Origin of the sequence: Geodermatophilus bullaregiensis (assembly GCF_016907675.1) — a bacterium.
GTDB classification, from domain to species: Bacteria; Actinomycetota; Actinomycetes; order Mycobacteriales; family Geodermatophilaceae; genus Geodermatophilus; species Geodermatophilus bullaregiensis.
Genome location: NZ_JAFBCJ010000001.1, coordinates 1,136,833 through 1,161,123, shown reverse-complemented (window position 1 = coordinate 1,161,123; position 24,291 = coordinate 1,136,833). Strand labels below are relative to the sequence as shown.

The 24,291-nt window shown below is 74.4% G+C and carries 20 protein-coding genes and 1 pseudogene; 13 read left to right on the top strand and 8 right to left on the bottom strand.

Features of this window, described 5'->3' with window-relative positions; translation table 11 throughout:
- The first annotated feature begins 68 nt into the window (after positions 1-68).
- Together gabT and JOD57_RS05335 are read left to right on the top strand one after the other, a co-directional pair.
- Entirely contained in the window at positions 69-1,424 is a 1,356-nt protein-coding gene (gabT, locus tag JOD57_RS05340) for a 4-aminobutyrate--2-oxoglutarate transaminase (RefSeq protein WP_204690941.1), read from the top strand.
- Entirely contained in the window at positions 1,421-4,567 is a 3,147-nt protein-coding gene (locus tag JOD57_RS05335) for an NAD-glutamate dehydrogenase domain-containing protein (protein ID WP_307824484.1), read from the top strand. Before gabT ends, JOD57_RS05335 begins: the two co-directional genes overlap by 4 nt.
- Positions 4,568-4,600: 33 nt before the next feature.
- Here JOD57_RS05335 and JOD57_RS05330 read toward each other — a convergent pair whose 3' ends face one another.
- Both JOD57_RS05330 and JOD57_RS05325 read right to left on the bottom strand, forming a co-directional pair.
- Positions 4,601-5,617, bottom strand: coding sequence for a carbon-nitrogen hydrolase family protein (locus JOD57_RS05330; protein ID WP_204690940.1), 1,017 nt, complete (start codon positions 5,615-5,617; stop codon positions 4,601-4,603).
- Entirely contained in the window at positions 5,614-7,086 is a 1,473-nt protein-coding gene (locus JOD57_RS05325; RefSeq protein WP_204690939.1) for a purine-cytosine permease family protein, read from the bottom strand. The genes JOD57_RS05330 and JOD57_RS05325 overlap by 4 nt, the downstream gene beginning before the upstream one ends.
- Positions 7,087-7,212: 126 nt before the next feature.
- Between JOD57_RS05325 and JOD57_RS05320 the strand changes: the two genes are divergently transcribed.
- From JOD57_RS05320 to JOD57_RS05305, 4 genes are all read left to right on the top strand, one after another.
- Positions 7,213-8,757: a PucR family transcriptional regulator gene (locus JOD57_RS05320; protein ID WP_204690938.1), complete on the top strand. Its 1,545-nt coding sequence runs from the start codon at positions 7,213-7,215 to the stop codon at positions 8,755-8,757.
- Positions 8,758-8,843: 86 nt separating this feature from the next.
- Complete coding sequence (locus JOD57_RS05315; protein WP_204690937.1) at positions 8,844-9,335, top strand: Lrp/AsnC family transcriptional regulator; 492 nt, start codon at positions 8,844-8,846, stop codon at positions 9,333-9,335.
- A gap of 20 nt (positions 9,336-9,355) precedes the next feature.
- Complete coding sequence (locus JOD57_RS05310; protein WP_204690936.1) at positions 9,356-10,249, top strand: ornithine cyclodeaminase family protein; 894 nt, start codon at positions 9,356-9,358, stop codon at positions 10,247-10,249.
- A 249-nt stretch (positions 10,250-10,498) separates the two neighbouring features.
- Positions 10,499-10,936: a VOC family protein gene (locus JOD57_RS05305; RefSeq protein WP_239568181.1), complete on the top strand. Its 438-nt coding sequence runs from the start codon at positions 10,499-10,501 to the stop codon at positions 10,934-10,936.
- Positions 10,937-11,407: 471 nt separating this feature from the next.
- On the opposite strand, the gene speB is transcribed toward JOD57_RS05305, so the two are convergent.
- A complete protein-coding gene (speB, locus tag JOD57_RS05300) occupies positions 11,408-12,358 on the bottom strand; it encodes an agmatinase (RefSeq protein ID WP_204690935.1) in 951 nt (316 codons plus the stop codon).
- A gap of 127 nt (positions 12,359-12,485) precedes the next feature.
- Here speB and JOD57_RS05295 point away from each other — a divergent pair, with 127 nt between their 5' ends.
- The 5 genes from JOD57_RS05295 (at position 12,486) to JOD57_RS05275 (ending at position 18,368) form a co-directional block, all read left to right on the top strand.
- Positions 12,486-13,073: a helix-turn-helix domain-containing protein gene (locus JOD57_RS05295; RefSeq protein ID WP_204690934.1), complete on the top strand. Its 588-nt coding sequence runs from the start codon at positions 12,486-12,488 to the stop codon at positions 13,071-13,073.
- Between the two features lie 80 nt (positions 13,074-13,153).
- Complete coding sequence (locus JOD57_RS05290; RefSeq protein WP_204690933.1) at positions 13,154-14,620, top strand: amino acid permease; 1,467 nt, start codon at positions 13,154-13,156, stop codon at positions 14,618-14,620.
- A 22-nt stretch (positions 14,621-14,642) separates the two neighbouring features.
- Positions 14,643-15,440, top strand: coding sequence for a carbon-nitrogen hydrolase family protein (locus JOD57_RS05285; RefSeq protein ID WP_204690932.1), 798 nt, complete (start codon positions 14,643-14,645; stop codon positions 15,438-15,440).
- On the top strand, positions 15,437-17,137 hold the full coding sequence (locus tag JOD57_RS05280; RefSeq protein WP_204690931.1) for a flavin monoamine oxidase family protein: 1,701 nt from the start codon (positions 15,437-15,439) through the stop codon (positions 17,135-17,137). Before JOD57_RS05285 ends, JOD57_RS05280 begins: the two co-directional genes overlap by 4 nt.
- 616 nt (positions 17,138-17,753) lie before the next feature.
- Complete coding sequence (locus JOD57_RS05275) at positions 17,754-18,368, top strand: MBL fold metallo-hydrolase (protein WP_204690930.1); 615 nt, start codon at positions 17,754-17,756, stop codon at positions 18,366-18,368.
- Between the two features lie 18 nt (positions 18,369-18,386).
- Here JOD57_RS05275 and JOD57_RS05270 read toward each other — a convergent pair.
- A pseudogene (locus tag JOD57_RS05270) lies at positions 18,387-18,494 on the bottom strand (IS5/IS1182 family transposase); the annotation flags it as partial.
- Between the two features lie 1,096 nt (positions 18,495-19,590).
- Positions 19,591-19,962, bottom strand: coding sequence for a VOC family protein (locus JOD57_RS05265; protein WP_239568175.1), 372 nt, complete (start codon positions 19,960-19,962; stop codon positions 19,591-19,593).
- Between the two features lie 288 nt (positions 19,963-20,250).
- On the opposite strand from JOD57_RS05265, the gene JOD57_RS05260 reads away from it, so the two are divergent.
- Entirely contained in the window at positions 20,251-20,772 is a 522-nt protein-coding gene (locus JOD57_RS05260) for a pyridoxamine 5'-phosphate oxidase family protein (protein ID WP_204690928.1), read from the top strand.
- A gap of 131 nt (positions 20,773-20,903) precedes the next feature.
- On the opposite strand, the gene JOD57_RS05255 is transcribed toward JOD57_RS05260, so the two are convergent.
- The gene (locus JOD57_RS05255; protein WP_239568172.1) at positions 20,904-21,776 is read right to left on the bottom strand and encodes a phosphotransferase; all 873 of its coding nucleotides are present in this window, start codon (positions 21,774-21,776) and stop codon (positions 20,904-20,906) included.
- A gap of 370 nt (positions 21,777-22,146) precedes the next feature.
- On the opposite strand from JOD57_RS05255, the gene JOD57_RS05250 reads away from it, so the two are divergent.
- The gene (locus JOD57_RS05250; protein WP_204690927.1) at positions 22,147-22,377 is read left to right on the top strand and encodes a hypothetical protein; all 231 of its coding nucleotides are present in this window, start codon (positions 22,147-22,149) and stop codon (positions 22,375-22,377) included.
- A 515-nt stretch (positions 22,378-22,892) separates the two neighbouring features.
- On the opposite strand, the gene JOD57_RS05245 is transcribed toward JOD57_RS05250, so the two are convergent.
- Entirely contained in the window at positions 22,893-23,585 is a 693-nt protein-coding gene (locus JOD57_RS05245; RefSeq protein ID WP_204690926.1) for an NADPH-dependent F420 reductase, read from the bottom strand.
- A 217-nt stretch (positions 23,586-23,802) separates the two neighbouring features.
- A complete protein-coding gene (locus tag JOD57_RS05240) occupies positions 23,803-24,216 on the bottom strand; it encodes a hypothetical protein (protein WP_204690925.1) in 414 nt (137 codons plus the stop codon).
- Positions 24,217-24,291: the final 75 nt, after the last annotated feature.

The following is a 24,291-nucleotide window of genomic DNA, read 5'->3' as shown; positions in this document are numbered from 1 at the left end:
CGTGCGCCACCCACCCTGGACACCGGAACCTCCCCCGTCGGGGGACGCCTGCGCACGAGGAGACCGTGATGACCGACCTGCTCACCGGACCCGACACCGTCGCCCAGGAGCGGCGCCTGGTCACCGAGCTGCCCGGACCGCGCTCGCGCGAGCTGGCCGCCCGCCGTGCCGGGGCGGTCACCTCCGCCGTCGGCAGCGTCCTGCCGGTGTACGTCGAGCGCGGGTCCGGCGGCGTGGTCGTCGACGTCGACGGCAACTCCTTCATCGACCTCGGCTCGGGCATCGCGGTCACCAACGTCGGCCACGCCTCGCCCGAGGTGGTGGCCGCCGTCCAGGCGCAGGTCGCCGCCTTCACCCACACCTGTTTCATGGTCGGGCCCTACGAGGGCTACGTCGCCGTCGCCGAGGAGCTCAACCGGCTGACCCCCGGCGACCACGAGAAGCGCTCGGCGCTGTTCAACACCGGCGCGGAGGCCGTGGAGAACGCGGTCAAGGTCGCGCGGGTGGCCACCGGCCGATCGGCTGTCGTCGTCTTCGACCACGCCTACCACGGCCGCACCAACCTCACGATGGCGCTGACGGCGAAGAACATGCCGTACAAGCACGGCTTCGGGCCCTTCGCCGGCGAGGTGTACCGGGTCCCGATGTCCTACCCGTTCCGCGACGAGGCCGGCATGACCGGCGAGCAGGCCGCCGCGCGGGCGTTCGACCTGATCGAGACCCAGATCGGCGCGGCCAACGTCGCCGCGGTGCTCATCGAGCCGATCCAGGGCGAGGGCGGCTTCGTCGTCCCGGCGCCGGGCTTCCTCCCGGCCCTGACCGACTGGTGCCGCCGCTCCGGTGCGGTGTTCATCGCCGACGAGGTGCAGACCGGCTTCTGCCGCACCGGCGCCTGGTTCGCCTCCGAGCACGAGCAGGTCGTCCCCGACCTGATCGCCACCGCCAAGGGCATCGCCGGCGGGATGCCGCTGGCCGGGGTGACCGGCCGGGCCGAGCTGATGGACGCCGTCCACACCGGCGGCCTGGGCGGCACCTACGGCGGCAACCCCGTGGCCTGCGCCGCCGCGCTGGCCACGATCCGCACCATGCGCGAGCACGACCTCAACGCCGCCGCGCGCGCCATCGAGGCGACCATGCTGCCGCGGCTGCACGCGCTGGCCGAGCGCACCGGCGTGGTCGGCGACGTCCGCGGCCGCGGCGCGATGCTGGCCGTCGAGCTGGTCGAGCCGGGCACGACGAAGCCCGACGCCGCGCTGACCAACGCGATCTCCAAGGCCTGCCACGCCGAGGGCGTCATCACGCTGACCGCCGGCACGCACAGCAACGTGCTGCGCTTCCTGCCCCCGCTGGTCATCGGGCAGGACCTGCTCACCGAGGGGCTCGACGTCCTCGACGCCGTCTTCGACGCGCACGCCGGGAAGTGAGCGCCCCGGCCGCCGGCGCGCGCCGCCGGCTGACCCTGCGTCCGGAGGGCCCGGCCGGCGACGGCCGGGTCGGCGGCCTGGTCACCTGGCCGGCGGCCCGTCCGCTGCTGGCCGACGTCGTGCCCGTCTTCGACCGGCTCGGCGTGCGGGTGGCCGACGCCGCCGCCGTCCCCGGGGACGACGGCGCGCCGGCCACCCGGCTGGAGCTGCTCCTCCCACCCGGGACGGCGCCGGCGACGGCGCTGCCCCGGCTGGAGCAGGCCCTGGCCTCCGCCTGGGCGGGGGAGACCGAGCTCGACGGCCTGTCCCGCCTGACCGTCGGCGCCGGCCTGCCGGTCGGGGACGTCGCCGTGCTGCGCGCCGCCTGCCGCTACCTGGCGCAGGTGGGGCTGGGCCTGTCCCGCGGCTACGTCGAGGAGACGGTGCTCGCGGCGCCGGGGTTCGCCCGCGCGCTGCTGGCGCACTTCGCCGCCCGGCACGACCCGGACGCCGCCGATCCCGCGGCCGCGGCCTCGGCCGCCGCGCACCTGGCCGAGCTGCTGACCCGCACGACGAGCCTGGACCAGGACCGCATCCTGCGCGGCCTGCGCGACGTGCTCGCCGCCGTCGTGCGCACCAACCGCTACCAGGTCGACGGCGCCGGGGCGCCGCGGCCGGCCCTGGCGCTGAAGATCGCCTCCGCGCACCTGGACCTGCTGCCCGCGCCGCGCCCGGCGGTGGAGACGTTCGTCTGCTCGCCGGGCACGGAGGGGCTGCACCTGCGCGGTGCCCTCGTGGCCCGCGGCGGGCTGCGCTGGTCGGAGCGCCCCGAGGACTTCCGCACCGAGGTGCTCGGCCTGGTCAAGGCGCAGATGGTCAAGAACGCGGTCATCGTGCCGGCCGGGGCCAAGGGCGCCTTCGTCGTCCGCGGCGACCTGCGCGGCCTGGACCGCGCGGCGGTGCAGGAGCGGGTGGCCGGCGCCTACCGGACCTTCGTCGACGCGCTGCTGGACGTCACCGACGACCGCGACGGCGACCGCGTCGTGCACCCGGCCCGCACCGTGGTGCACGACGGGCCCGACCCCTACCTCGTGGTCGCGGCCGACAAGGGGACGGCGACCTTCTCCGACCTGGCCAACGAGGTCGCCGAGCGCCGCGGCTTCTGGCTGGGCGACGCCTTCGCCAGCGGTGGCTCCAGCGGCTACGACCACAAGGCCATGGGCATCACCGCCCGCGGCGCGTGGGTGTCGGTGCGCCGCCACCTGCGCGAGCTCGGCGCCGACCCCGACGGGCCGCTGACGGCGGTCGGGATCGGTGACATGTCCGGCGACGTCTTCGGCAACGGGGTGCTGCTGTCGGACGAGCTGCGGCTGCTCGCCGCCTTCGACCACCGGCACGTCTTCCTCGACCCGGACCCCGACCCGGTCCGGTCGGCGGCCGAGCGCCGCCGGCTGTTCGCGCTGCCGGGCTCGTCGTGGGACGACTACGACCGCTCGGCGCTGTCCCCGGGCGGTGGCGTGCACCGCCGCGACGCCAAGTGCGTGCCGCTGTCCCCGCAGGTGCGGGCCCGGCTCGGTGTGGACGCCGAGGAGCTGTCCCCGGCCGAGCTGGTGCAGGCGGTGCTGCGGGCCCCGGTCGACCTGCTGTGGAACGGCGGCATCGGCACCTACGTCCGCGCCGCCGACGAGACCGACGCGCAGGTCGGCGACCGCGCCAACGACGCCGTCCGCGTGACCGCCGGGGAGCTGCGCTGCCGGGTGGTGGGGGAGGGCGGCAACCTGGGGCTGACCCAGCGCGCCCGGATCGCCGCGGCGCGGGCCGGCGTCGCGCTGAACACCGACTTCATCGACAACTCCGCCGGCGTGGACACCTCCGACCGCGAGGTCAACCTCAAGATCGCCTTCTCGGGGGTGCCCCGCGCCGAGCGCGACGCGGTGCTGCGCGCGGTCGGGGACGAGGTGGCCGCGGCGGTGCTGGCCGACAACGCGCTGCAGGCGCGGGCGCTGTCGGTGTGCGCGGCCCAGGCGCCGTTCCTGCTCGACCGGCACGCCCAGCTGATCGGCGACCTCGAGCGGCACGGCCTCGACCGCGACCTCGAGGGACTGCCGTCGGAGGCCGAGGTCGAGCGGCTGCGCCAGGCCGGGGCCGGGCTGACCCGGCCCGAGGCCGCGGTGCTGCTCGCGCACTCGAAGAACCTGGTCCGCGAGGAGCTGCTGCGCAGCGACCTGCCCGACGACCCGTCGGTGGCCGGGGTGCTGGCGGCCTACTTCCCCCGCGAGGTGCGCGAGCGCTGGCCCGACCGGGTGGCCGCCCACCCGCTGGCCCGGGAGATCACCGCCACGCAGCTGGCCAACGACCTGGTCAACCGCGTGGGCCCGGGGTTCCTGCTGCGCCTGGAGGAGCGCCACGGCGTCCCCACGCCGGTCGCGGCCCGCGCGTACACCGTGGCCACCCGGGTGCTCGACCTCGACCCGCTGTGGGCGCGGGTGGACGGCCTCTCCGGGGACGAGGTGCCGCTGGCCGTGGAGCGGCTGGCGCTGCCCGAGCTGCAGGCGGCCACCGAGCGGGCGGCCGACCGGTTGCTGCGCGCCCACCCCGACCCCGCGGCGCTGACCGCGGCGGCACCCGCGCTGGCCGCGGTGGCCGGCGAGCTCGACCCGGACACGTGGCTGGCCCGGCCGGGTGCGGCCGGTGACCGCGCCCGCGCGCTGCGGGCCGAGCTGACCGCCGCGGGCGCGGGTGCGGAGCTCGCCGCGCGGGTCGCCGTCCTCGGCTGCCGGGCCGACGTGGTGGACCTGGCCGGCGTGGCCCGCTCCGCGGGGATCGGCACCGGCCGGGTGGTCGAGGCCGACGCCGCGCTCGAGCGCCTGTTGGAGCTGCCGCGGGTGCAGGCCTGGACCGCCGAGCAGGCGGGCATCTCGCACTGGGGCGTCGCCGCCCGCGCGGCGCTGCGCGACGAGGTCGACCGGCTGCGGTGGGCCCTGGTGGCGGCGCTGCTGCGGGACGCCGACGGCGACGCGGACGCCTTCGCCCGGCGGCACGCGACCGCGCTGGCCCGCTTCACCGCCGTCCGCGAGCAGGCCGCGTCCGCCCGCGACGACGTCCTGGCGCGGGCGGGCGTGGTGGCCGCCGAGCTGCGCCGGCTGGTGGAGGTCGTGGGCTGAGCCGGGGCGGCCGGCCGGGGCGGGGTGTCCCGGTCAGCCGTTCCCGGTCCGCCGTGCGTCGACGTCCGCAGGGGTGTCGGCGTGGCGCCACGAGACGGCCGCCCGGGGGCGGCGGTCCACGGTGAGGCTGAAGAGGTCCGCCCGGCTGGAGTGGCCTGCCACGTCCAGGTCGTGCTTGAAGGCCGTCGTCAGCTCGAGGTCCAGCTCGGCGTGCACGATCCCGGGTCCGGTGAGCGGCTCGGCCAGCCAGGAGCCGTCCGGCCCGGCCACGGCGCTGCCGCCCGGGAACCAGGTCCCCGTGGCGGGGGTGTCGGGGCCCACGCCGAGCCGGTAGGCCTCGCGGAGGTCCCCGGGGACGTCGTCGGCGGTGAGGAACTGGGCCGCGGAGACGACGAAGCAGCGGCCCTCGAAGGCGTAGGTCCGGGCCGCCACGGCGTGCATCTCGGTCATGTCCGGCCACAGCGCGAGGTGCACCTGCTCGTCCTGCGCGTGCAGCGCCTGGCGGATCACCGGCTGCCAGTGCTCCCAGCACACCAGGCCGCCGACCCGGCCGACCTCCGTGCTGTGCACCTGCAGGCCGGCGGCGTCCGGGGACGGCGCCCACACGATCCGCTCGGTGTGGGTCGGGACCAGCTTGCGGTGGACGCCGAGCGTCGCGCCGTCGCGGCCCACGTACAGCAGCGAGTTGTAGAGGGACCCGCCCGCGGCACCGGACCGCTCGTTGAGGCCCATCGCCACCAGCACGCCGTGCCGGCGGGCCGCGGCCCGCAGGGGGTCCAGCTCGGGCCCGTCGACGGCCGGGCACTGGGCCAGCAGGCGGCCGTACCAGTGACGGGCCCCCGCGTCGTCCCAGCCGGCCAGGCCGAACACCCATGCCGGGTAGCCGGTCAGCCAGGTCTCGGGGAAGACCACCAGCTGCGCACCGTCGGCGGCGGCAGAGGCGACGGCAGCGACCGCACGCGCGACACCTGCCGTCAGGTCCAGCACGGCCGGCGGCTCCTGGACGACGGCCACCCGGGGGCGGCCGGCGGCGGGACGCGGGCCGCTCATGCCAGCGGCTCGAAGCCGTCGGGGGAGTGGGTCCGACCCTGCCGGACGAGCGACTCGAGCTCCTCGTCGCTGCGGACCCGGGCCCGCTCCTCGGCCGCGGTGTCGAGGCTGCGGCTGAGCACGAGGTAGAGGCCGCCGGCGACGACCAGCCCCACCAGGAAGGAGACGTCCACGCCGCCGAGCGCCTCGGCCACCGGCCCGGTGTAGGCGGTGGTGACGACGAACGGCACCATCGCGAGGACGCCGGCCAGGTAGGGGACCAGCCCGCGGGCGGGCCAGGTGCCGTAGATGCCCCGGGGCCTGAAGATCTCGGTGATGGCGTAGCGGCCCCGGCGGACGAAGTAGAAGTCCACCAGGTTGACCGCCGTCCACGGGATGAGGAAGTAGAGCATCAGCAGCACGAAGGTGTTGAAGCTGCCGAGGTAGTCCTCGGGCAGGACCAGCGCGATGACGACGGACAGGATCATCACGACGACGATGCCGGTGATCCGCGTCCGGACGCCCGGGGAGATCCGCCGGAAGCCGTCGACCGCGCTCGCGCTGGTGAGCATGGCGCCGTACGCGTTGACCGACATGATCCCGATCAGGGCCGGGACCGAGACCAGCACCAGCGCCGTCCCGAAGTGCGGGAAGAGCTCGTTGCCCACCGTCACCAGGCTGCCGATGGCGTCCGGCGCCTCGAGCCGGTCGGCGAGCAGCGCGCCCAGCCCCATGAGCCAGATCGCCGAGCCACCCGCGCCCAGGTAGGTCCAGGCGATGACCTTCCCGGCGGGGGTGTCGGCCGGCAGGTACCGGGAGTAGTCGGAGACGTAGACGGAGTAGCTGATCTGGTAGCCCGCGGCGACGGAGAACATCGTCAGGAACCCGGTCAGCGACCAGCCGGTCTGCACGGGCTGTGCCGCGTCGCCGAGGTGCACGATCGCCCAGACCGTGAACACCCCGAAGAAGGCGAGGAGGACGTAGGTCAGCCAGCGCTGCACGAAGTGCAGCAGGTCGTGCCCGACCACGGCGATCGCGATGCTCAGGAGGGCCAGCGCCGGGTACCAGAACCACGGCCCCCCAGGGAGCACCAGCTGCAGCGCCTGGGTGGCCAGGATCAGGTCGAACACGATGAAGCCGACGTAGACGAAGACCGTCGCGGCGAAGGGCAGGACGGCCCCGCGCGACCCGAACTGCGCCCGTGACTGGATCATCTGGGGCAGTCCCATCCGCGGCCCCTGGTTGGCGTGGAAGGCCATGAAGAAGGTGCCGAACCCGACGCCGAGCACGATGGCCAGCAACGTCCACCCCAGGGACAGGCCCAGCGAGACGCCGATGAAGCCGGTCACCATGGTCACCAGCACGAAGTTGCCGGCGAACCAGAACGGCCCCTGGTGCCACACCTTGCCGTGGCGTTCGGCGCGGGGCACGTAGTCGATCGACCGCACCTCGATCCGCGTGCGCTCGGGCCGGCGTGCTGTCTCGCTCATGAGGTCCTCCACTGCAGGCCCCGGCGGACGCGCCGGCGGACTCCGCCGGAGAGCGTGACAGACCGTTGTGGGCAGGTCGTCGGAGCAACCTCCACTGATCGCCCCTCGGTGTTGTAGGTTCCTCCGATGCCGAGCAGCCTGAGGGACCTCCTCGGGACGTCGGGTCTCTCCGTCGACCTGGTCGTGGACGGGGACCTGGACCGCCCCATCCGCTGGGTGCACGTCACGGAACTGAGCGATCCCTCGCCCTACCTGGTCGGTGAGGAGCTGCTGCTCACCGCCGGGCTGTGGCGACGGCGGGGCGCCTCGGCGGCGGACTTCGTCCGCGCGGTGACCGGCCGCGCCGCCACCGGCGTCGGCTACGGGCTCCTCGAACCCGGGGAGCGGGTGCCGCCGGCCCTGGTGCGCGCCTGCCGGGAGCAGGGCCTGCCGCTGGTGGCCGTGGGCGTGCAGACGCCCTTCCTGGCCATCTCCCAGTGGTTCGTCGACCGGTTGACCCGGGAGAACGAGACGGTGCTGCGTGGCTCGTTGCGGCTCACCACCGACCTGCTCGCCGCCGCGGAGACGGAGCCGACCAGGGCGGCCCTCGGCTCGGTGGCGACCGTGCTGGGCCGGGCGATCGGGCGGGAGGTGTGGATCGTCGACGGCGGCGGGGAGGTCCTGGCCTGGACGGGCACGCCGCCGGACGACCAGGCGTGCCGGGCCCTGACCGAGGAGGCCGGGCCCGGCGCGGCGGCGGACCCGCCCCACGACGTCGACGTGCCCGGGCGTGGCACCTGGCGGGTGCGGTCGGTGATGGCCGGCCGTCGCCGGGCGGCGCTGCTCGCCGTCCCGGTCACCGGCGACGACCTGCTCGTCCGGGCCCGCACGGACGCCGCCGCGCCCATCGTCGGCCTCGTGCTCGCCCGCGAGCGGGCGGTGCGCGAGACGGAGCGCCGGCTGTCCGGAGAAGTGGTGTCCCTGGTCCTCGGTCGCCAGGACGACCTCGCGGCGGCGCGGCTGGCGACCTACCGGCTGGACCCCGAGCGGCCCCTGGTCGTGGTGGTGTGCCGGGTCCGTGACGCCGAGGGGGCGCTGGCCTCGGCCGAGAGCTGGCGCGAGGACGCCGGGGTCGACGCCGTCCTCGCGCTCCGGGGGGCCGAGCTGTTCGCCGTCCTGTCCGGCGCCGCGGTGCACGAGGCCGGCGGACCGCTGGCCGTCGGCAGAGCGCTCGCCCACCGGGTGCGGGCGGCCGGGGCGGGCGTGAGCTCCGCGGCCGACGGCGTGGCGACCCTGCGGCGAGCCACGACCCAGGCGCAGCAGTCCGCCGAGCTCGCGCACCGGCACGGTGGTGGGGCGGTCCTCTCCGACGAGCTGCGGGGCCGGCACGCGTACCTGCTGGCGCTGCAGGACCGCGGCGACGTGGAGGACTTCCGGCAGACGGTCCTGGGTGGCCTCGAGGACCACGACCGGCGACACGCCTCGGAGCTGCTCGCCACGGTGCGCGCCTTCCTCGACTCAGGAGGCCGGTGGCAGGAGACCGCCGACCGCCTGCACGTGCACGTCAACACGCTGCGCCACCGCCTGGCCCGCGTCGAGCAGTTGACCGGCCGGAGGCTGGACAGCACCGCGGACCGGGTCGACCTGTGGCTGGCGCTGCAGGCCTCACCGGGCACCCCGCCCGCCCGGTGAGGGCCGCGCCGGGCCACCGCGGGCCTCGTTACGATCAACGGGCCCGGAGCCGCCGGGTCGACGTGACCGAGGCGGGAGGGCCACCGGTGACCATCCGTCGGCAGTTCGTGCTGGACGACGTCTCCCGGGCGATCATCGAGCAGCTGCAGGAGGACGGTCGCCGTCCCTACGCCCGCATCGCCGCGGCGGTGGGCCTCTCGGAGGCGGCCGTCCGCCAGCGCGTGCAGCGGCTGCTCGACGCCGGCGTCATGCAGATCGTCGGGGTCACCGACCCGCTGCAGGTGGGGTTCTCGCGGCAGGCGATGGTCGGCGTGCGCACCAGCGGCGACGCGCGGATCGCGGCCGAGCGCATCGCCGCGTTCACCGAGGTCGACTACGTCGTCATCACGGCCGGGTCGGTCGACCTGCTGGTCGAGGTGGTCTGCGAGGACGACGACCAGCTGCTCGACGTCGTCGCCCGCATCCGCGGGGTGGACGGCGTGGAGTCCACCGAGACCCACCTGTACCTGGGGCTGGCCAAGCAGACCTACGCCTGGGGCACCCGCGGCCCGCAGGGCCCCGCCGACGCCGGCCTGTGACCCCCGCGGTGCCCGCTGCGGTGAGCCTCGACGCGGACGCCGTCGCCGCGCTGGGCCCCGCGGCCGCGGTCCGGGCGATCGCGGAGGCGCTGCGCAGTGGGCTCGACCCCGCCGCGGACCCGCCGCGCGTCCCGGTCGGCCTGGCGCACGGCCAGTTCCTCTTGATGCCGTCGGAGGTGCCGGCCGCGGCCGGGGTGAAGGTGGTGACCGTCGCCCCGGACAACCCGGCCCGCGGACTGCCCCGCATCCAGGCCGTCTACCTGCTCTTCGACGCCGGCACCCTCGCGCTGCGGGCGGTGCTCGACGGGACCGCGCTGACCACGCTGCGCACCCCGGCGGTCTCGGTCGCCGCCGTCCTCCCGCGGCTGCCGGAGCGCCCGCTGCGGCTCGCGGTGGTGGGTGCCGGCCCGCAGGCCACCGGCCACGCCACCACGCTGGCCGCCGTCCGGCCGGTCGAGTCGACCACCCACCTGGTCCGCGACCCGTCCCGGACGCCGCTCGACGCGGTCGCGCTGGGGTCGCCGCAGGCCGAGGAGGCGCTGCGGTCGGCCGACGTCGTCGTCTGCGCGACCTCGGCACGGTCCCCGGTGTTCGACTCCGCCCTGCTGCGCGACGACGCCGTGGTGGTCGCCGTCGGCTCCCACGCGCCCGACGCCCGCGAGCTCGACGCCGCGCTGCTCGGGCGCGCCACCGTGGTCGTGGAGGACGTCGCGACCACCCTGCGCGAGGCCGGGGACGTGGTGCTGGCGATCGCCGAGGGCACGCTGACCCCGGACGACCTGGTGCCGGTGCGCGACGTCGTCACCGGCGCGGTCGCGGTGCCGGCCGACCGTCCGCTGGTCTTCAAGAGCGTCGGGATGTCGTGGCAGGACCTCGTCGTCGCGACGGCGGTCGTGGACCGCACCGTGGGTTGACCGTTCGGGAGCTGTCCTGCGGATCGTGTGCGCCGCTACTGCTGCGTACGTCCCTGAGCGGCCCACTCAGGGACACCGGGCGCGACAGCCGCCCGGTCGGTGGCCCGCCGGTGCGCCTCGGCCGCTGCGGCGGTCGCACGGCCCGACCCGAGGACCTCCGGGGCCGTCTGAGGTCGAGCAGCGGGTCCAGGCGGAGGGACCGGGTCCGGGGGAGCGCGGCCCTTGACGCGTCGACCTGGACTCCACACGATGCAGGACGACCTTCGCCGGGAGGTTCCCGCCTGGAGAGGCTCCACCATGTCGTTCCCCCGCATCGCCCACGTCGCGCTCACGGTCGCCGATCTCGAGCGGAGCGTCCCCTGGTATCGGCAGTTGTTCGGCGCTGAGCCAGTCCTGGACGAGGACACCGGTCCGTTCCGGCACGTCGTGTGGTCGCTGGGCGACACGCTGGTCGGCCTGCACGAGTTCCCGGACGGCCTCGACGACGTGCCGTTCGACGAGCGTCGACCGGGCCTCGACCACCTCTCCTTCGCATGCGTCGACCAGGCCGAGCTGGGGCGGTGGGCCGCCCGGCTCGACGAGCTCGGGATCCGGCACGGCGGCATCGAGGAGGCCAGCTACGGCTTCGGCCTCTCGTTCCGGGACCCGGATGGCCTTCCGCTCGAGTTCTTCGCTCCGCCCGCCTAGGTCTGTCCTGTGGAGGATCTGCGCGCCCGGTGACGCCGGTGTCCCTGAGTCCGCCCCGCCTTGAGGGACACGAGTCGCCGCGGGCAGGATGCGCAGGATCCCGTCGTCATCGCAGTGGTCGTGAGACGCAGCGGAGGTCGTCTCGCGGCCGTGCTGTGCCCGGTCCCGTGGGTCAGGGGGGCGCACCGTCAGGGTCTGTCCCCACGGCCGCCGCGGAGGCGTCCGGCAGCAGCGCCTCGGCGTGTGCCTGCCCGGGTGGACCTCCCTGGCGAGGCCGTACTCGATCATCGTGACGAGGCGCTGTGTGCACAGGTGGGCCGAGGGGGCGATGGCGCCGGGTGCTCATGAGGGTCAAGCGGCATGGACGGGGTCGTCGGCCAACCCAGCCCTGGCCGGGCGGGGACCTCTGTCCGACGGACCGGCGCGGAGCAACGGGTGGCTGGTCGCGAGGGCACCACCCTGCTGTCGTGCTCAGCCGCGGTTGAGCGCCAGGACCGAGAGCAGCTCGTAGCCGACGTGGGCCGCCGCGATGCCGGTCAGCTCCGCGTGGTCGTAGGGCGGGGACACCTCGACGATGTCCGCGCCGACCACGTCGAGCCCGACCAGCCCGCGCAGCGTGTTGAGCAGCTCCCGGCTGGTCAGCCCGCCGGCCTCCGGCGTCCCGGTGCCCGGCGCGTGGGCGGGGTCGAGGACGTCGATGTCGACCGAGACGTAGACCGGGCCGCCGGCCAGCCGGGCGCGCATCCGCTCGACGATGCTGCGCACGCCGTCGACCTCGTAGTCGTCGGAGCGGATCACCTGGAAGCCGAGGACGGTGTCGTCCTCGAGGTCCTGCTTGCTGTACAGCGGGCCGCGGATGCCCATGTGCAGCGAGCGCTCCAGGTCGATCAGCCCCTCCTCGCTGGCGCGGCGGAACGGCGTGCCGTGCGTGTAGGGGGCGCCGAAGTAGGTGTCCCACGTGTCGAGGTGGGCGTCGAAGTGCAGCACGGCCACCGGGCCGTGGTCGCGGGCCAGCGAGCGCAGGATCGGCAGCGCGATGGTGTGGTCGCCGCCGATGGTGAGCAGCTGGGCGCCGTCGGCGCGCAGGGCGGTCACCTCGCGGTCGATGGTCTCGATCGCCTCACCGAGGTCGAAGGGGTTGACGCCGACGTCCCCCGCGTCGGCCACCTGCTGGGTGCCGAAGGGCGTGGCGTCGAGCGCCGGGTTGTAGGGGCGCAGCAGCTTCGAGCCCGCCCGCACGTGCCCGGGGCCGAAGCGGGCGCCGGGCCGGTAGCTGACCCCGGAGTCGAAGGGCACCCCGAGGACGGCGACGTCGGCGCGGGAGACCTCGTCGAGTCGCGGCAGCCGCGCGAAGGTGGCCGGCCCGGCATAGCGGGGGACCTGGGTGGCGTCGACGGGACCGATCGGGGTCTGCTCCGGCACGGGGTCTCCTGGGGTGCGGGAACGGGGGTGGATCCCCCGTCCGGGTCGGCCGTCACTGTCAACTCGTGTTTCCCATTTGTCAACGCCGGGCCGGGAACTAGTGTCCGCGGGGGATCGGGAGGTGGGGATGGGGGCAGTGCCCGAGGCGGGGGTGCCGCGCATCGGCGATCGGCTCAAGGCGGTCCGGCAGGCCCGCCGGCTCACGCTCACCGACGTGGCGGAGGCCAGCGGGCTGACCAAGGGCTTCCTCAGCAAGCTCGAGCGCGACCAGGCCAGTGCCTCGGTGGCCGCCCTGGTCCGGGTGTGCGCCGCGCTCGGCATCTCGCCGGGCAGCCTCTTCGAGGCCGCGCCCGGCGGCGAGGCGGTCCGCGCCGGCAGCTACCCCCCGATCGCCTTCGGCGGTCGCGGGCTGACCGAGTACCTGCTCACGCCCGCGGGGGAGCGGCGGGTGCAGGCCATCCTGTCGGAGGTCGCGCCCGGCGGGGGCAGTGGCGAGGAGCCCTACGCGCTGCCGGCCGAGGTGGAGTTCGTCTTCGTCCTCGAGGGCGACCTCGAGGTCACCGTGGCCGGCGAGGTCACCCGGCTCGGCCCGGGCGACGCGTTCACCTTCTCCCCTGGCGCCGAGCACGGCTTCCGCTCGCTGCGCACCGACGGCGTCACCCGCGTGCTGTGGGTCTTCGCGCCCGCGCTGTCCGCCGGGCGGCCGCCCTTGTAGGAAACCGTGGTTGACATCTACGCAACCGATGGTGATGCTCGCTGCGACCCAGACCACAGAACGGCCGCAGAGGAGCACCCGTGAGCACAGTCAGCGCCGGACCGGGCGGCCCGGTCGGTGGTGGGGCGCCGGCCCGCCGCGGCCAGCTGTTCCGGCTCAAGTCGGTCGACGCCATCGTCGCCCAGCACGAGGAGCAGGGCGGGCACGGCCTGCGCCGGTCGATGAGCCTGCTCCAGCTCACCGCCCTGAGCATCGGCGCGACCCTCGGCACCGGCATCTTCGTGATCCTCGGCGAGGCGGTGCCGCTGGCCGGACCGGCGGTCGTGCTCGGCTTCGTCCTCGCCGCGGTGACCGCGCTGTTCTCGGCGCTGTCCTACGCCGAGCTGGCCGGCAGCATCCCCGTCTCGGGGTCGTCCTACTCCTACACCTACGCGACCATGGGCGAGCTCGTCGCCTGGGTGTGCGGCTGGTGCCTGATGCTCGAGTACGGCGTCTCGGTGGCCGCCGTCGCCGTGGGATGGGGTGCCTACATCGACGACCTCGCCGCCAACACCGTCGGCACGGTGCTGCCCGAGGCGCTGTCCGCGCCGCCCGGTGACGGCGGGGTGGTCAACGTCCCGGCGATCGTGGTCGTGCTGCTCGCCATGGCGCTGCTGCTGCGCGGCACCAGCGAGAGCGCGAAGGTCAACACCGCGATGGTCGTGCTCAAGGTCGGCGTCCTGCTGTTCTTCTGCGCGGTCGCCTTCACCGCCTTCCGCGCCGGCAACCTCGCGCCGTTCGTGCCCATGGGCGTCGCCGGCATCACCGCCGCCGCCTCGCAGGCCTTCTTCTCCTACATCGGCTTCGACGCCGCCTCGACCGCCGGCGACGAGTCCCGCGACCCCCGCCGCGACCTGCCGCGGGCGATCGTGCTCTCGCTGCTGGTGGTCACCGTCGTCTACTGCCTGGTGGCCCTGGCCGCCGTCGGCGCGGTGCCGTGGCCGCAGATCAGCGGCTCGGAGGCCGCCCTCGCCGACGTCCTCAGCATCGCGACCGGGCAGACCTGGACGGCGGTGCTGCTCTCGATCGGTGCCGTCATCGCGATCGCCAGCGTGGTGCTCACCGTGCTCTACGGGCAGACCCGCATCCTCTACGCGATGTCCCGCGACGGCCTGGTGCCCCCGGTGTTCTCGAAGGTCAGCGCCCGCCGGCGGATCCCGGTGGCCAACACGGTCATCGTGAGCGTGCTCATCGCGCTGCTGGCCGGCCTGGTCCCGCTCGGCGAGCTGGCCAACGCCACGAGCATCGGCACGCTGTTCGCCTTCGCGCTGGTCAACATCGGCGTCGTGCTGCTCCGCCGCGCCCGGCCGGACCTGCCGCGCACCTTCCGGACGCCGCTGTACCCGCTCACCCCGGTGCTCGGCGTGCTGTTCTGCGTCCTGCTGGTGTTCGGCCTGGGCACGGCGACCTGGCTGGTGTTCCTCGCGTGGATGCTGGTGGGGCTGGCGGTCTACGCCGGCTACGGGTACCGCCACTCCGCCCTGCGGACGCCGCCGGCCGGTGCCTGAGCCCGCACAGGAGGGGGAGACCGTGCGCATCGCACTCCTGCAGGGGCCGGCCGAGACGCCGGACCCCGAGGCCGGGCTGGCCGCGGTCGCCGGCGCCGCCGCCCGCGCGGCCGCGGCCGGCGCCCGGCTGCTGGTCACCCCGGAGATGTCGCTGACCGGTTACGCCATCGGCGCCGACCGGGTCGCCGAGCTGGCCGAGCCGGTGCCCGGGCCGCTGACCGGGCGGGTCGCCGCGATCGCCGCCGAGCACGGGCTGGCCATCGCCGTCGGGCTGCCGGTGCGCACCCCGGCCGGCGTGGCCAACACCGTCGTGGTCGTCGACCGGGACGGCGCCTTGCTGGCCGGCTACGCCAAGACCCACCTCTACGGCGACGTCGACCGCGACGCCTTCGTGCCCGGCGACGTCGGCGTCGTGCAGTTCCGGCTCGACGACCTGCAGGTGGGCCTGCTGGTCTGCTACGACGTCGAGTTCCCCGAGGCGGTGCGCGCGCACGCCCTGGCCGGCACCGAGCTGCTCGTCGTCCCCACCGGGCTGATGGACCCCTACGGCCACGTCGGCACGGTGCTCGTGCCGGCCCGCGCCTACGAGAGCCAGCTGTTCGTCGCCTACGCCAACCGCACCGGTGAGGAGGGGGAGTTCGTGTACTGCGGCGCCAGCTGCGTCATCGCCCCCGACGGCACCGAGCTGGCCCGGGCCGGCCGCGGCGAGGAGCTCCTGCTCGCCGACGTCGACCCCGCCGTCCTCACCGCCTCCCGCCGGGTGAACACCCACCTGACCGACCGCCGCCCCGAGCTCTACCCCACGGAGAACCGCGCATGACCTCCGCCATCCCCGTCGCCGCCCACGAGCCGGGCGAGGAGCGGCCGGCCCGGCCGCTGACGATGTTCGGCCCGGACTTCCCCTTCGCCTACGACGACTGGCTGGCCCACCCGGCCGGGCTCGGCGAGGTCCCCGAGGCCGCGCGCGGGACCGAGGTGGCCGTCATCGGCGGCGGCCTGTCGGGCATCGTCACCGCCTACGAGCTGATGCGGCTCGGGCTCAGGCCGGTCGTCTACGAGGCGCACGAGATCGGTGGCCGGCTGCGCTCGGTCGGCTTCGAGGGACACCCCGGCGTGGTGGCCGAGATGGGCGCGATGCGCTTCCCGCCGTCGTCGACGTCCTTCTTCTCCTACGTGCGGCGCCTGGGCCTGCGGACGCAGCGCTTCCCGAACCCGCTCGACGTCGCCACGCCCAGCACCGTGGTCGACCTCAAGGGCGAGACGCACTACGCGCGCACCCTCGACGACCTGCCGCCGCTCTACCGCGAGGTCGCCGACGCCTGGCACGAGACGCTGGCCGGCCGCGCGCACCTGCAGGCCATGCAGGCGGCGATCCGCGACCGCGACGTCAAGGCGATCAAGGTGCTGTGGGACGAGCTGGTCGAGCAGCTCGACGACACGACGTTCTACGGGTTCCTCGCCGCCTCGCCGGCGTTCCGCTCCTTCCGGCACCGGGAGGTGTTCGGGCAGGTCGGGTTCGGCACCGGCGGCTGGGACACCGACTACCCGAACTCGATGCTGGAGATCCTGCGGGTGGTCTACACCGCCGCCGACGACGACCACCTGTCGATCGTGGGCGGCTCCCAGCAGGTGCCGGTCGGGCTGTGGCGCGCCGCGGTGGAGGCGCCGGTGCACTGGCCGGCCGGCACCAGCGTGGCCTCGCTGCACCCCGGCGGGCGGCCGCTGTCCGCCGTCACCCGGCTGCACCGCACCGCGCCGAACTGCCTCACCGTGACCGACGCCGCGGGTGGTATCCGCACGTACCGGGCGGCGGTGTTCACCGCGCAGAGCTGGAACCTGCTCTCGCGGATCGTCTGCGACGAGTCGCTGTTCCCGATCGACCACTGGACGGCGATCGAGCGCACCCACTACATGGGCTCGACCAAGCTGTTCTGCCTGGTCGACCGGCCGTTCTGGAAGGACGTCGACCCGCAGACCGGCCGGCACCGGATGAGCATGACGCTGTCGGACCGGATGACCCGCGGCACCTACCTGCTCGACCAGGGGGAGGGGCAGCCGGGACTGATCTGCCTGAGCTACACCTGGGCCGACGACTCGCTGAAGTGGCTGCCGCTGTCGGCGACCGAGCGCATGGAGGTCATGCTGGCCTCGCTGCGCGAGATCTACCCCGACGTGGACCTGCGCCGGCACGTGATCGCCTCGCCGGTGACGGTGTCGTGGGAGTCCGAGCGCGACTACATGGGCGCGTTCAAGGCCAACCTGCCCGGCCACTACCGCTACCAGCGGCGGCTGTTCACGCACTTCAAGCAGGACGACCTGCCCGAGGAGTACCGCGGCCTGTTCCTCGCCGGCGACGACGTCTCCTGGACCGCCGGCTGGGCCGAGGGCGCGGTGCAGACGGCGCTCAACGCGGTGTGGGGCGTCGTCCACCACCTCGGCGGGCGCACCCACCCGGACAACCCGGGCCCCGGTGACCTGTTCGACGAGCTCGCGCCGGTGCGGCTGCCCGAGGACTGATCCCTCGGCGCCGCCCCGGGTGCGGCCCCGTCCCGTCGTCGCCGAGGTGCCGCGGACACGGCGGGACCGGTCCGGTGGGGACCTCGACGGGCCGCACCTGCTCGGTGCTGACGTCTGCGACGGCCGGGGCTGTCGGCAGTGACCCCGGCTCGCCGCACGAGTCGGGCGGCGACGGGTGGCTCGAGATCCCGGACGGGCGAGGCGGCTGCGGCACCCGCTGATCCGCGGGCGCTCACCCGGCCCGCGAGCGCCTTGGAGGCGGCTGCAGGGACACGGAGGTCCGGCCGTCGCCGGCCTCTGACCGCGGTGGCGGTCCGGCTCGGCCGCACTCCTCGCGCGGGCCGAGCAGATCCCACAGTCGTTGACTGCTGAAGTGGTCAGGCGCCGTCAAGGGGCCGGCCCGGCCGGGCCCGGGAACTGGTCCACTCGTCGCGAGAGTCCTCATCGGGCGCACCGATGAGTCACGACAGCTCGCACCGTCTACGCATGAGCGTGACCCCAGCAGCCATCGGCTGGTCGACTACCGACCTCTCCAGTGGGCTGCGCGCCAGCCAGGAGAGGTGAAGGAGCTCGTCATGACTCTCATCTCGACCACCACCGCGGCGGTCGCCGCACGATGAACGCCCCCACCATCACGCCGGTCTGCGTTGCCGACCTGCTCGCCGAGGGCGAGCGGATCCCGGTCTCCGTGCACGTCATCGACCATCCCGAGGGGCGGGTGCTGGTCGACACCGGCCTGACGGAGCTCCACCCAGCGGTGGCCGACATGGATCCCCGGCTTCGGCCACTGAGCGAGCAGGACTTCGATCTGGCCGCCATCGACATCGTCGTCAACACCCATCTGCACTTCGACCACTGCGGCGGCAACCACCTCTTCGCCGGCAGGCCGACCTACGTCCAGCGTCGGGAGCTCGACGACGCGCGCAGCCAGGACGACTACACCATCCGCGAGTGGGTCGACGCGCCCGGCGTGCGGTACGTGCCGGTCGACGGCGAGCTCGAGCTGCTCCCCGGGCTCCGACTCGTCCCGGCACCGGGCCACACACGCGGAACGCAGGTGGTCGTCGTCGAGAACGGTGGGCGTCCGGTCGTCGTCGCAGGCGACGTGGCGGTTTGGTCCGGCGAGCTCGACGAGCCGAGCACCGACGGCCAGTTGCTGGTGCGTGCGCTCGACCCCGAGCTGGTGTGGCTCGCGCACGAGCACGAGCCATGGCGACCGCGCACCGTCTGAGAAGACGTTGCACCAGATGCTCGGTGGGCGGCGGGCACAGATGAGGGTGGCGGCCAGGCGGGCCAGCGCAGTGGTCGTTGTGGCGGTGCGGTCATGGCGCAGGGCGAGGCGTGTGTAGGACAGCAGCCCGCTCGGGGCCACCGCCGACCGCTCGCCCCAACAGCGGCCCCAGGGACGTCGCCGCTGGTCGGGACCGATGGAGACAGCACGAGGCTCAGCCGGTGCCCGGCGGCGACGAAACGGCGGTAGGCCGGCGCACGTGGCCGTCGGCTGACCAAGTCGTGGCCCTCGTGGTGACCGCCATCGCCATCGTCTCGGCCAGTCGGGGACTCTGGATCGCCGCTGTGGTGACGTGGCTCGTTGGCGTGATCGTCGCGGCCGTTGTCCTGACGCGACGCGAGAGAACCAGCCGAGAGGGATGCCCCCGGAATGTCTGAGGTGTCCTTTGGTGGGCGGCGCGCTCAGGCGGTCGTCGCACCGGGGGCGTCACCGGAGGTCTTCGCGGATTGCTGGGAGATCTTTCGCACGATGACGAACCGCCCCGGACCGGAGGTCGCGGGCGGTTCGTTGTCGAGCGGGATCAGTCCGCCGGACGTCGCCGGGTCGAAGAGGACACGCGACGCTCGAGCTCCGCACGCCGGGCCGGTCGCGAAGTCGCATCCGGCGGTGAGGCGACCTCGGCGTCAGAGGTCGTATCAGAAGCCACTGACGCCTCCACCGCACTACCGAGAACGTCACCCGGGGAAGACCCACGGCGCGTTCCCGAACGGGGCGCCCGTGCGCTTCCCGCACCGCCGGCAGATCTTGTCGTCCGGACTCGAGGGCTGCTCGCCGTCAGGGTGTCGCTGGACGTAGGAGTGGAACCCGAACCGGCACCGCAGTGGCTTCCGAGTCATGGGCCGACGCTAGGAGTCGCCGATCCCGCCGGGAAGGGGAGTACCGCCCGGCCCGCCAGGTCCTCCTCTCCCGAATCCCTGGAGTGGCCCGCTCTGGGACACCCACGCCGGCGGCCGTGACGGCGGCTCGGAGGACAGGTCTTGAAGGGAAGACCTCCTTGTCGGGCGCCGTCCAGTCGGAGTCGCCGTCCGGCCCGACGGTGTGGCCGTCGAGTGAGACGCCCATCGAGCAGGTCACGCGGCGCACCGGGAGTCTCCCTCGGAGACGGGTCCGACTCGAGCCGAGGAGCACGTGCCCGCGTCGGCAGGGGCGCTCTCGGCGCGACTCAGTCGGCGGCGATCACCGAGAGGACGTTGCCCGAGGGGTCGGTGAACCAGGCGATGTCCGGGCCCTCCCCACGCATGACCCCGTGCTCGTCCTGGGGGATCCCGTCGTAGCGCTGGAAGCGCACGCCACGCGCGGTCAGCTCGCCGACGACGGTTCCGACGTCGTCCACCTCGAAGTTCAGGACGGTGTAGCTGGCCGGAGTGGCGGTGGGCTGCTCGTAGACGAAGGTGTCCCGGCCGCCGGCCAGGTGCAGCCACAGGTTGCCGTGGTCCTCGGACGTGCGCAGCCCCAGCACCTCGCCGTAGAACTGCCGAGCCGCCGCCAGGTCGCGGACGGCGATGCCGCTGTAGGCCCTCGTGTCGGTCAACATCGGTGTGGTCTCCTCTCCTCGGCGCTCACGGGGTGGACGGCGTGAGCCGCGTGAACTCATCGCTCCGGCGCGACTCGCGACCCTCCGCGCCGACCGCCTCGTCCGGGCGGTCCGTGCCGGACGCCTCCGGACCAGGCGGTCGCGACGCCGACGCGCGTCTTCGCGGCCGGTCCCGGAGGGTGGATCCACGGGCAGTCGCGGGCCCTCGTCGCCGCTGTCGCCGTCGTCCCGCCGGCACCGTCTCGGCACCGGCGATGAGTCGCCGTCGTCGATCGAGTCGTATGGGGCATGGCGACTGGAGTCATCGATCCCAGGTACGGCGACCCGTCGGCGACCCCACCACCGTGGGCTGCCATCGAGCGCTTCCTGACGGAGGCGCAGCTCTACTGGATCATCACCGTCCGTGCGGACGGTCGTCCGCACGCGGTGCCGCTGGTGGGTGTCTGGCAGGACGGCGCCTTCGCGTTCTGCACGGGCCCCGACGAGCAGAAGCAGCGCAACCTCGACGTCAACGCGCACGTCGCGGTGACGACCGGGAGCACCGGGGCGAACGGCTGGAACAGCGGGAAGGACGTCGTGGTCGAGGGCACGGCGGTGCGCGTGACGGATGCCGAGGCGCTGCGGGCGCTGGCAACGGCGTGGTTCGCCAAGTACGGCGACGACTGGAGGTTCGACGTCCGCGGCCAGGAGTTCGTGGAGCTGAGCGACTCCGGCGCGGGCACCGCGGGCGGCGCATGGGTGTACCGGGTCGCCCCGGACAAGGTCATCGCCTTCGGTGACGGGCACGGCCAGACGACGTACCGCTTCTGAGTCCGCGGCGGGCGGACCGGTTGCGGCGGCTCCGGGAGTCGGGTGTCCCGACGTGGGCCGCTGAGGGACCGAGACAGCCAAGGCAGCCGCGACTGCAGACTCGGCGCAGCAGGAGCCTCGGGCAGGGGCGGTCACTCACCCGGTCCCCCTGCTCCTCCCCGAGCTGACGCCTGCTGGCGAGGTCCGGGGTCCGCCGCGGGTCGCCGCCAGAAGGACCCAGGGAGCTCGTCGACCTGCTGCGCGGATCGGTCCAGGTCGGCGGCCTGGCCCCGGAGCGCCTGGAACACCGGGTCGCCGCCGTCGGCCAGCCGACGGGTCACCTCGGCGTTCCTCCTGGCGCGCGCGGGCACGGCCTCCTGCAGCGCGGAGCGGTCGTCGCCGTACCCGTACGCGTCCAGCAGCAGGTGCAGACGCCGGTACCGCTCCTCCAGGGGGCGGGACGCCATCGGCCACGCCGACCCGGGGGCGAGCAGGGGCACCCACATCAGAGCCGAGTACGCCAGGTCGAACTCCCGCGAGGACGGCCCCGCGACGTCCCAGTCCACGAACCCGACCAGCCGTCCCTGCCGCCAGACCGCGTTGTACGGCGCCGCGTCGTGGTGCCCGATGACCAGACCCGGTCGCCAGTGCTGGCCGGCGAACCACACCGCGTCCTCCGGCGGCACGAAGTCGACCGTCGCATCGTGCAGCCGCCGCAACCAGGAGCCGACCTGCGTCAGGGCCTCGTCCGAGGACACCCAGGCCGGCCAGGGCGCCTCACCGGCCGTCTCCCCCGCCAGGTAGGTGAGCACCTCCCGTCCCGCGTCGTCGAACCCCAGCACCCGGGGCGCCTCCGCGAAGCCCGCCTGTTCCAGGTGCCGCAGCACCGCGTGCACCGTCGTCGTCCACCGGCGGACCGGGCGGTGCACCGCCTCCCCGATGCGGACGACCCCGGGCGAGGTCCTGCCCCCGGCGAGCGGTTCCTCGGCCGTACCAGCGACGATCGGCGCAGCGTCCTCGACCATGACCAGCCTCGTCCCTCGGTGGTGTCCCGGGCGGCCAGACTGTCGGGATCGCGGCCCCGGTGGCTACGGCTTTTCGGCGAAGCGCCCGCCGACGAGGACCGGGACCCCGCGGTCGCTGCCCCGGACCGGCGGTGGGCGTGCTGCTCGCTGCGGCGCCGCCTCGACGTGGGGACCTCGCGCCGCCCGGGAAGCCCGGCCGGCCCGAAGGCGCAGAGGTGGCACCTGATCCCGACCCCCATGGTTTCGTCCTATGCCGTTCCGCTGACACACAGCGATGACGCGCCCAGGGACGGTTGCCACCTCCCTCCCGGCCCCGTTGTCTGCTGGGATCGGTGCCGAGAGGCGGTGCCGGGAACAGGGGGAGCGCGGGATGCCGATCTGGACGGTGCAGAGCACTGACGGCGGGGACGAGAAGATCGAGGCCGGGCTGCTCGCGACGGAGAGCGGAGCCCTGGTCGCGCTGTCGGAGGACGGTCTGCTGACGCGTGCCTGGGCACCGGGCCAGTGGCGGACGGTCCGGCAGGTCACCGGCGTGGACACCCACCCGGCGCGCCAGACGAACGAAGCGGACGAGCTCCTGATCGGGCTGCCTCGCCGCTGACGCGCCCCCCGGGCGACCCCGGGGACACCTCGGACGTCGGCGCACGGTCGCCGGGGTCGACACGGGGACCTCGTCCCGTGTCCACCGGCGCGTGCCCGAGCAGGGCTCCACGCCCTGACAGCGAGCCCGTTCCCGGATCCCTCGACCTCTGCCATCCCGTCTCCCGGCGAGCCCCCTCGACCGGATCAGCCGTCCTGGCAGCAGGCACCACCCCCTGCCGTGGCGCGTCGGGTTCGTCGCCCTGGCGGTGACGGGCGCCGGCATCCTCGTGTACCGGCTGCTGTGGCTGCTCGTGCCGGCCGCGCCCAGTCTCACAGCGGTGTGCCGATCGGTTGGCGGCCGTGGCCTCCGACGCCGGCGGCGATGTGCGCTGAGGGCTCATCCTGCAGACCGACGTGCGCCGTAGGCGCACACTGCTGCAGGTCAGGCCTCGCACCGTGGTCAGCCGACCGGCACCAGCTCCCGCCGGCGTGCGAGCCGGGGTCAGCACCTGGCAACCAACGCGCACACCGCTGTCACACGTCCCGGTAGCGCACGGCTGCGTCCAGCTGCTCCTCCAGCACCTCCGCCGTGACCTGACGTCCGGGCCACGAGGGGTACTCGGTCCCAGGGACCGCGTAGGGCCGGACGTAGGCGGCGGTGTCACGCTGGAAGCGCCAGCCCTCGGCGAGCGGGCCGACGTCGTAGGCGTCGTACCCGATCGAGTCGAGGAACTCGGTCACCGTCTGCTTGGCCGCCGCGTCGTCGCCGGCGATCGCGAGCACGGAGCGCTCGGGGTGCCCCGCCGGACGCTGCAGGCTGCCGAGGTGGCTGACGTAGACGTTGTTGAACGCCTTCACGACGCGCGACTCCGGGAGGTGCGCCTGCAGCAGCTCGCTGGTCGTCGTGGACTCGTCGTCGAGCTCGGCGATGTGCCCGTCGCGCTCGGGGTAGTAGTTGTTGGTGTCGATGACCACCGTGCCGCGCAGCGGCTCCACCGGCACCTCGCGGTAGGCCTTCAGCGGGACGGTCACCACGACGATGTCGCCGGCCGCGGCGGCCTCGGCCGCGGTGGCCGCTCGTGCCCGCGGACCGAGCTGGTCCACGAGGTCGGTGAGGGTCTCGGGTCCACGACTGTTGCTGAGCACCACGTCGTGGCCGGCGTCGACCGCCAGGCGGGCGACGGTGCTGCCGATGTTCCCGCTGCCGATGAGTCCGATGGTCGTCACGTACGCGGGAAGCCGAGCACCGGCCGAGCCATTCCCGGTACGGCGCCGTCGTCACGGCCCTCGGATCAGCGACGACGGCGGCCGGCTCGGTGAGCGGCCGGCGTCCGGGTCGGCGCGCCGCGGACGCGGCCGCCCGACCAGCCGCGGACCGGACGGTGACGTGCCCGTCGCAGGGGTGCGGAGGTGGTCCCGTTCGCCTGCCGGGGAGGACCTCGGGTCAGCCCCCGGCGTGGGCATCGGCGGCCGGTCGCGCGCGGACGCGCCCGGCTGCGGCAAGCGCCACGAGGACGAGCGCCAGGGTGAGGAGGGCCGCTCCCACCGCCCACCACCAGAAGAACGGGAACACGGACGCGAACAGCAGTCCCAGGCCCGTTCCCGCGCCGAAGAGCACCGTCGCCGCCGCCCAGGGCCGCAGACGGATCGTGCGCTCGAGGCCCGCACGTCTCCGCACGAGGAACACCCCGAGGGCGGACAGTCCCGCGATCAGCGGGACGACCGCCGCGAGGTCCACGAGGGACAGCCCGTGGCCGGGGCTGATGGGGACGAGGACGGGGCCCTCGAACCGGGACGGGACCGCGAACAGGACGAGTGCGATCACCGGCAACGACGCGAGGAGGACGGGCTTCCTCATCGGGCTCTTCCCCGTCAGTCGGGTGGGGTGCCACGGCGGAGCCCGGCGACGGTAGCAGTGCGCCGCCACGGGGGC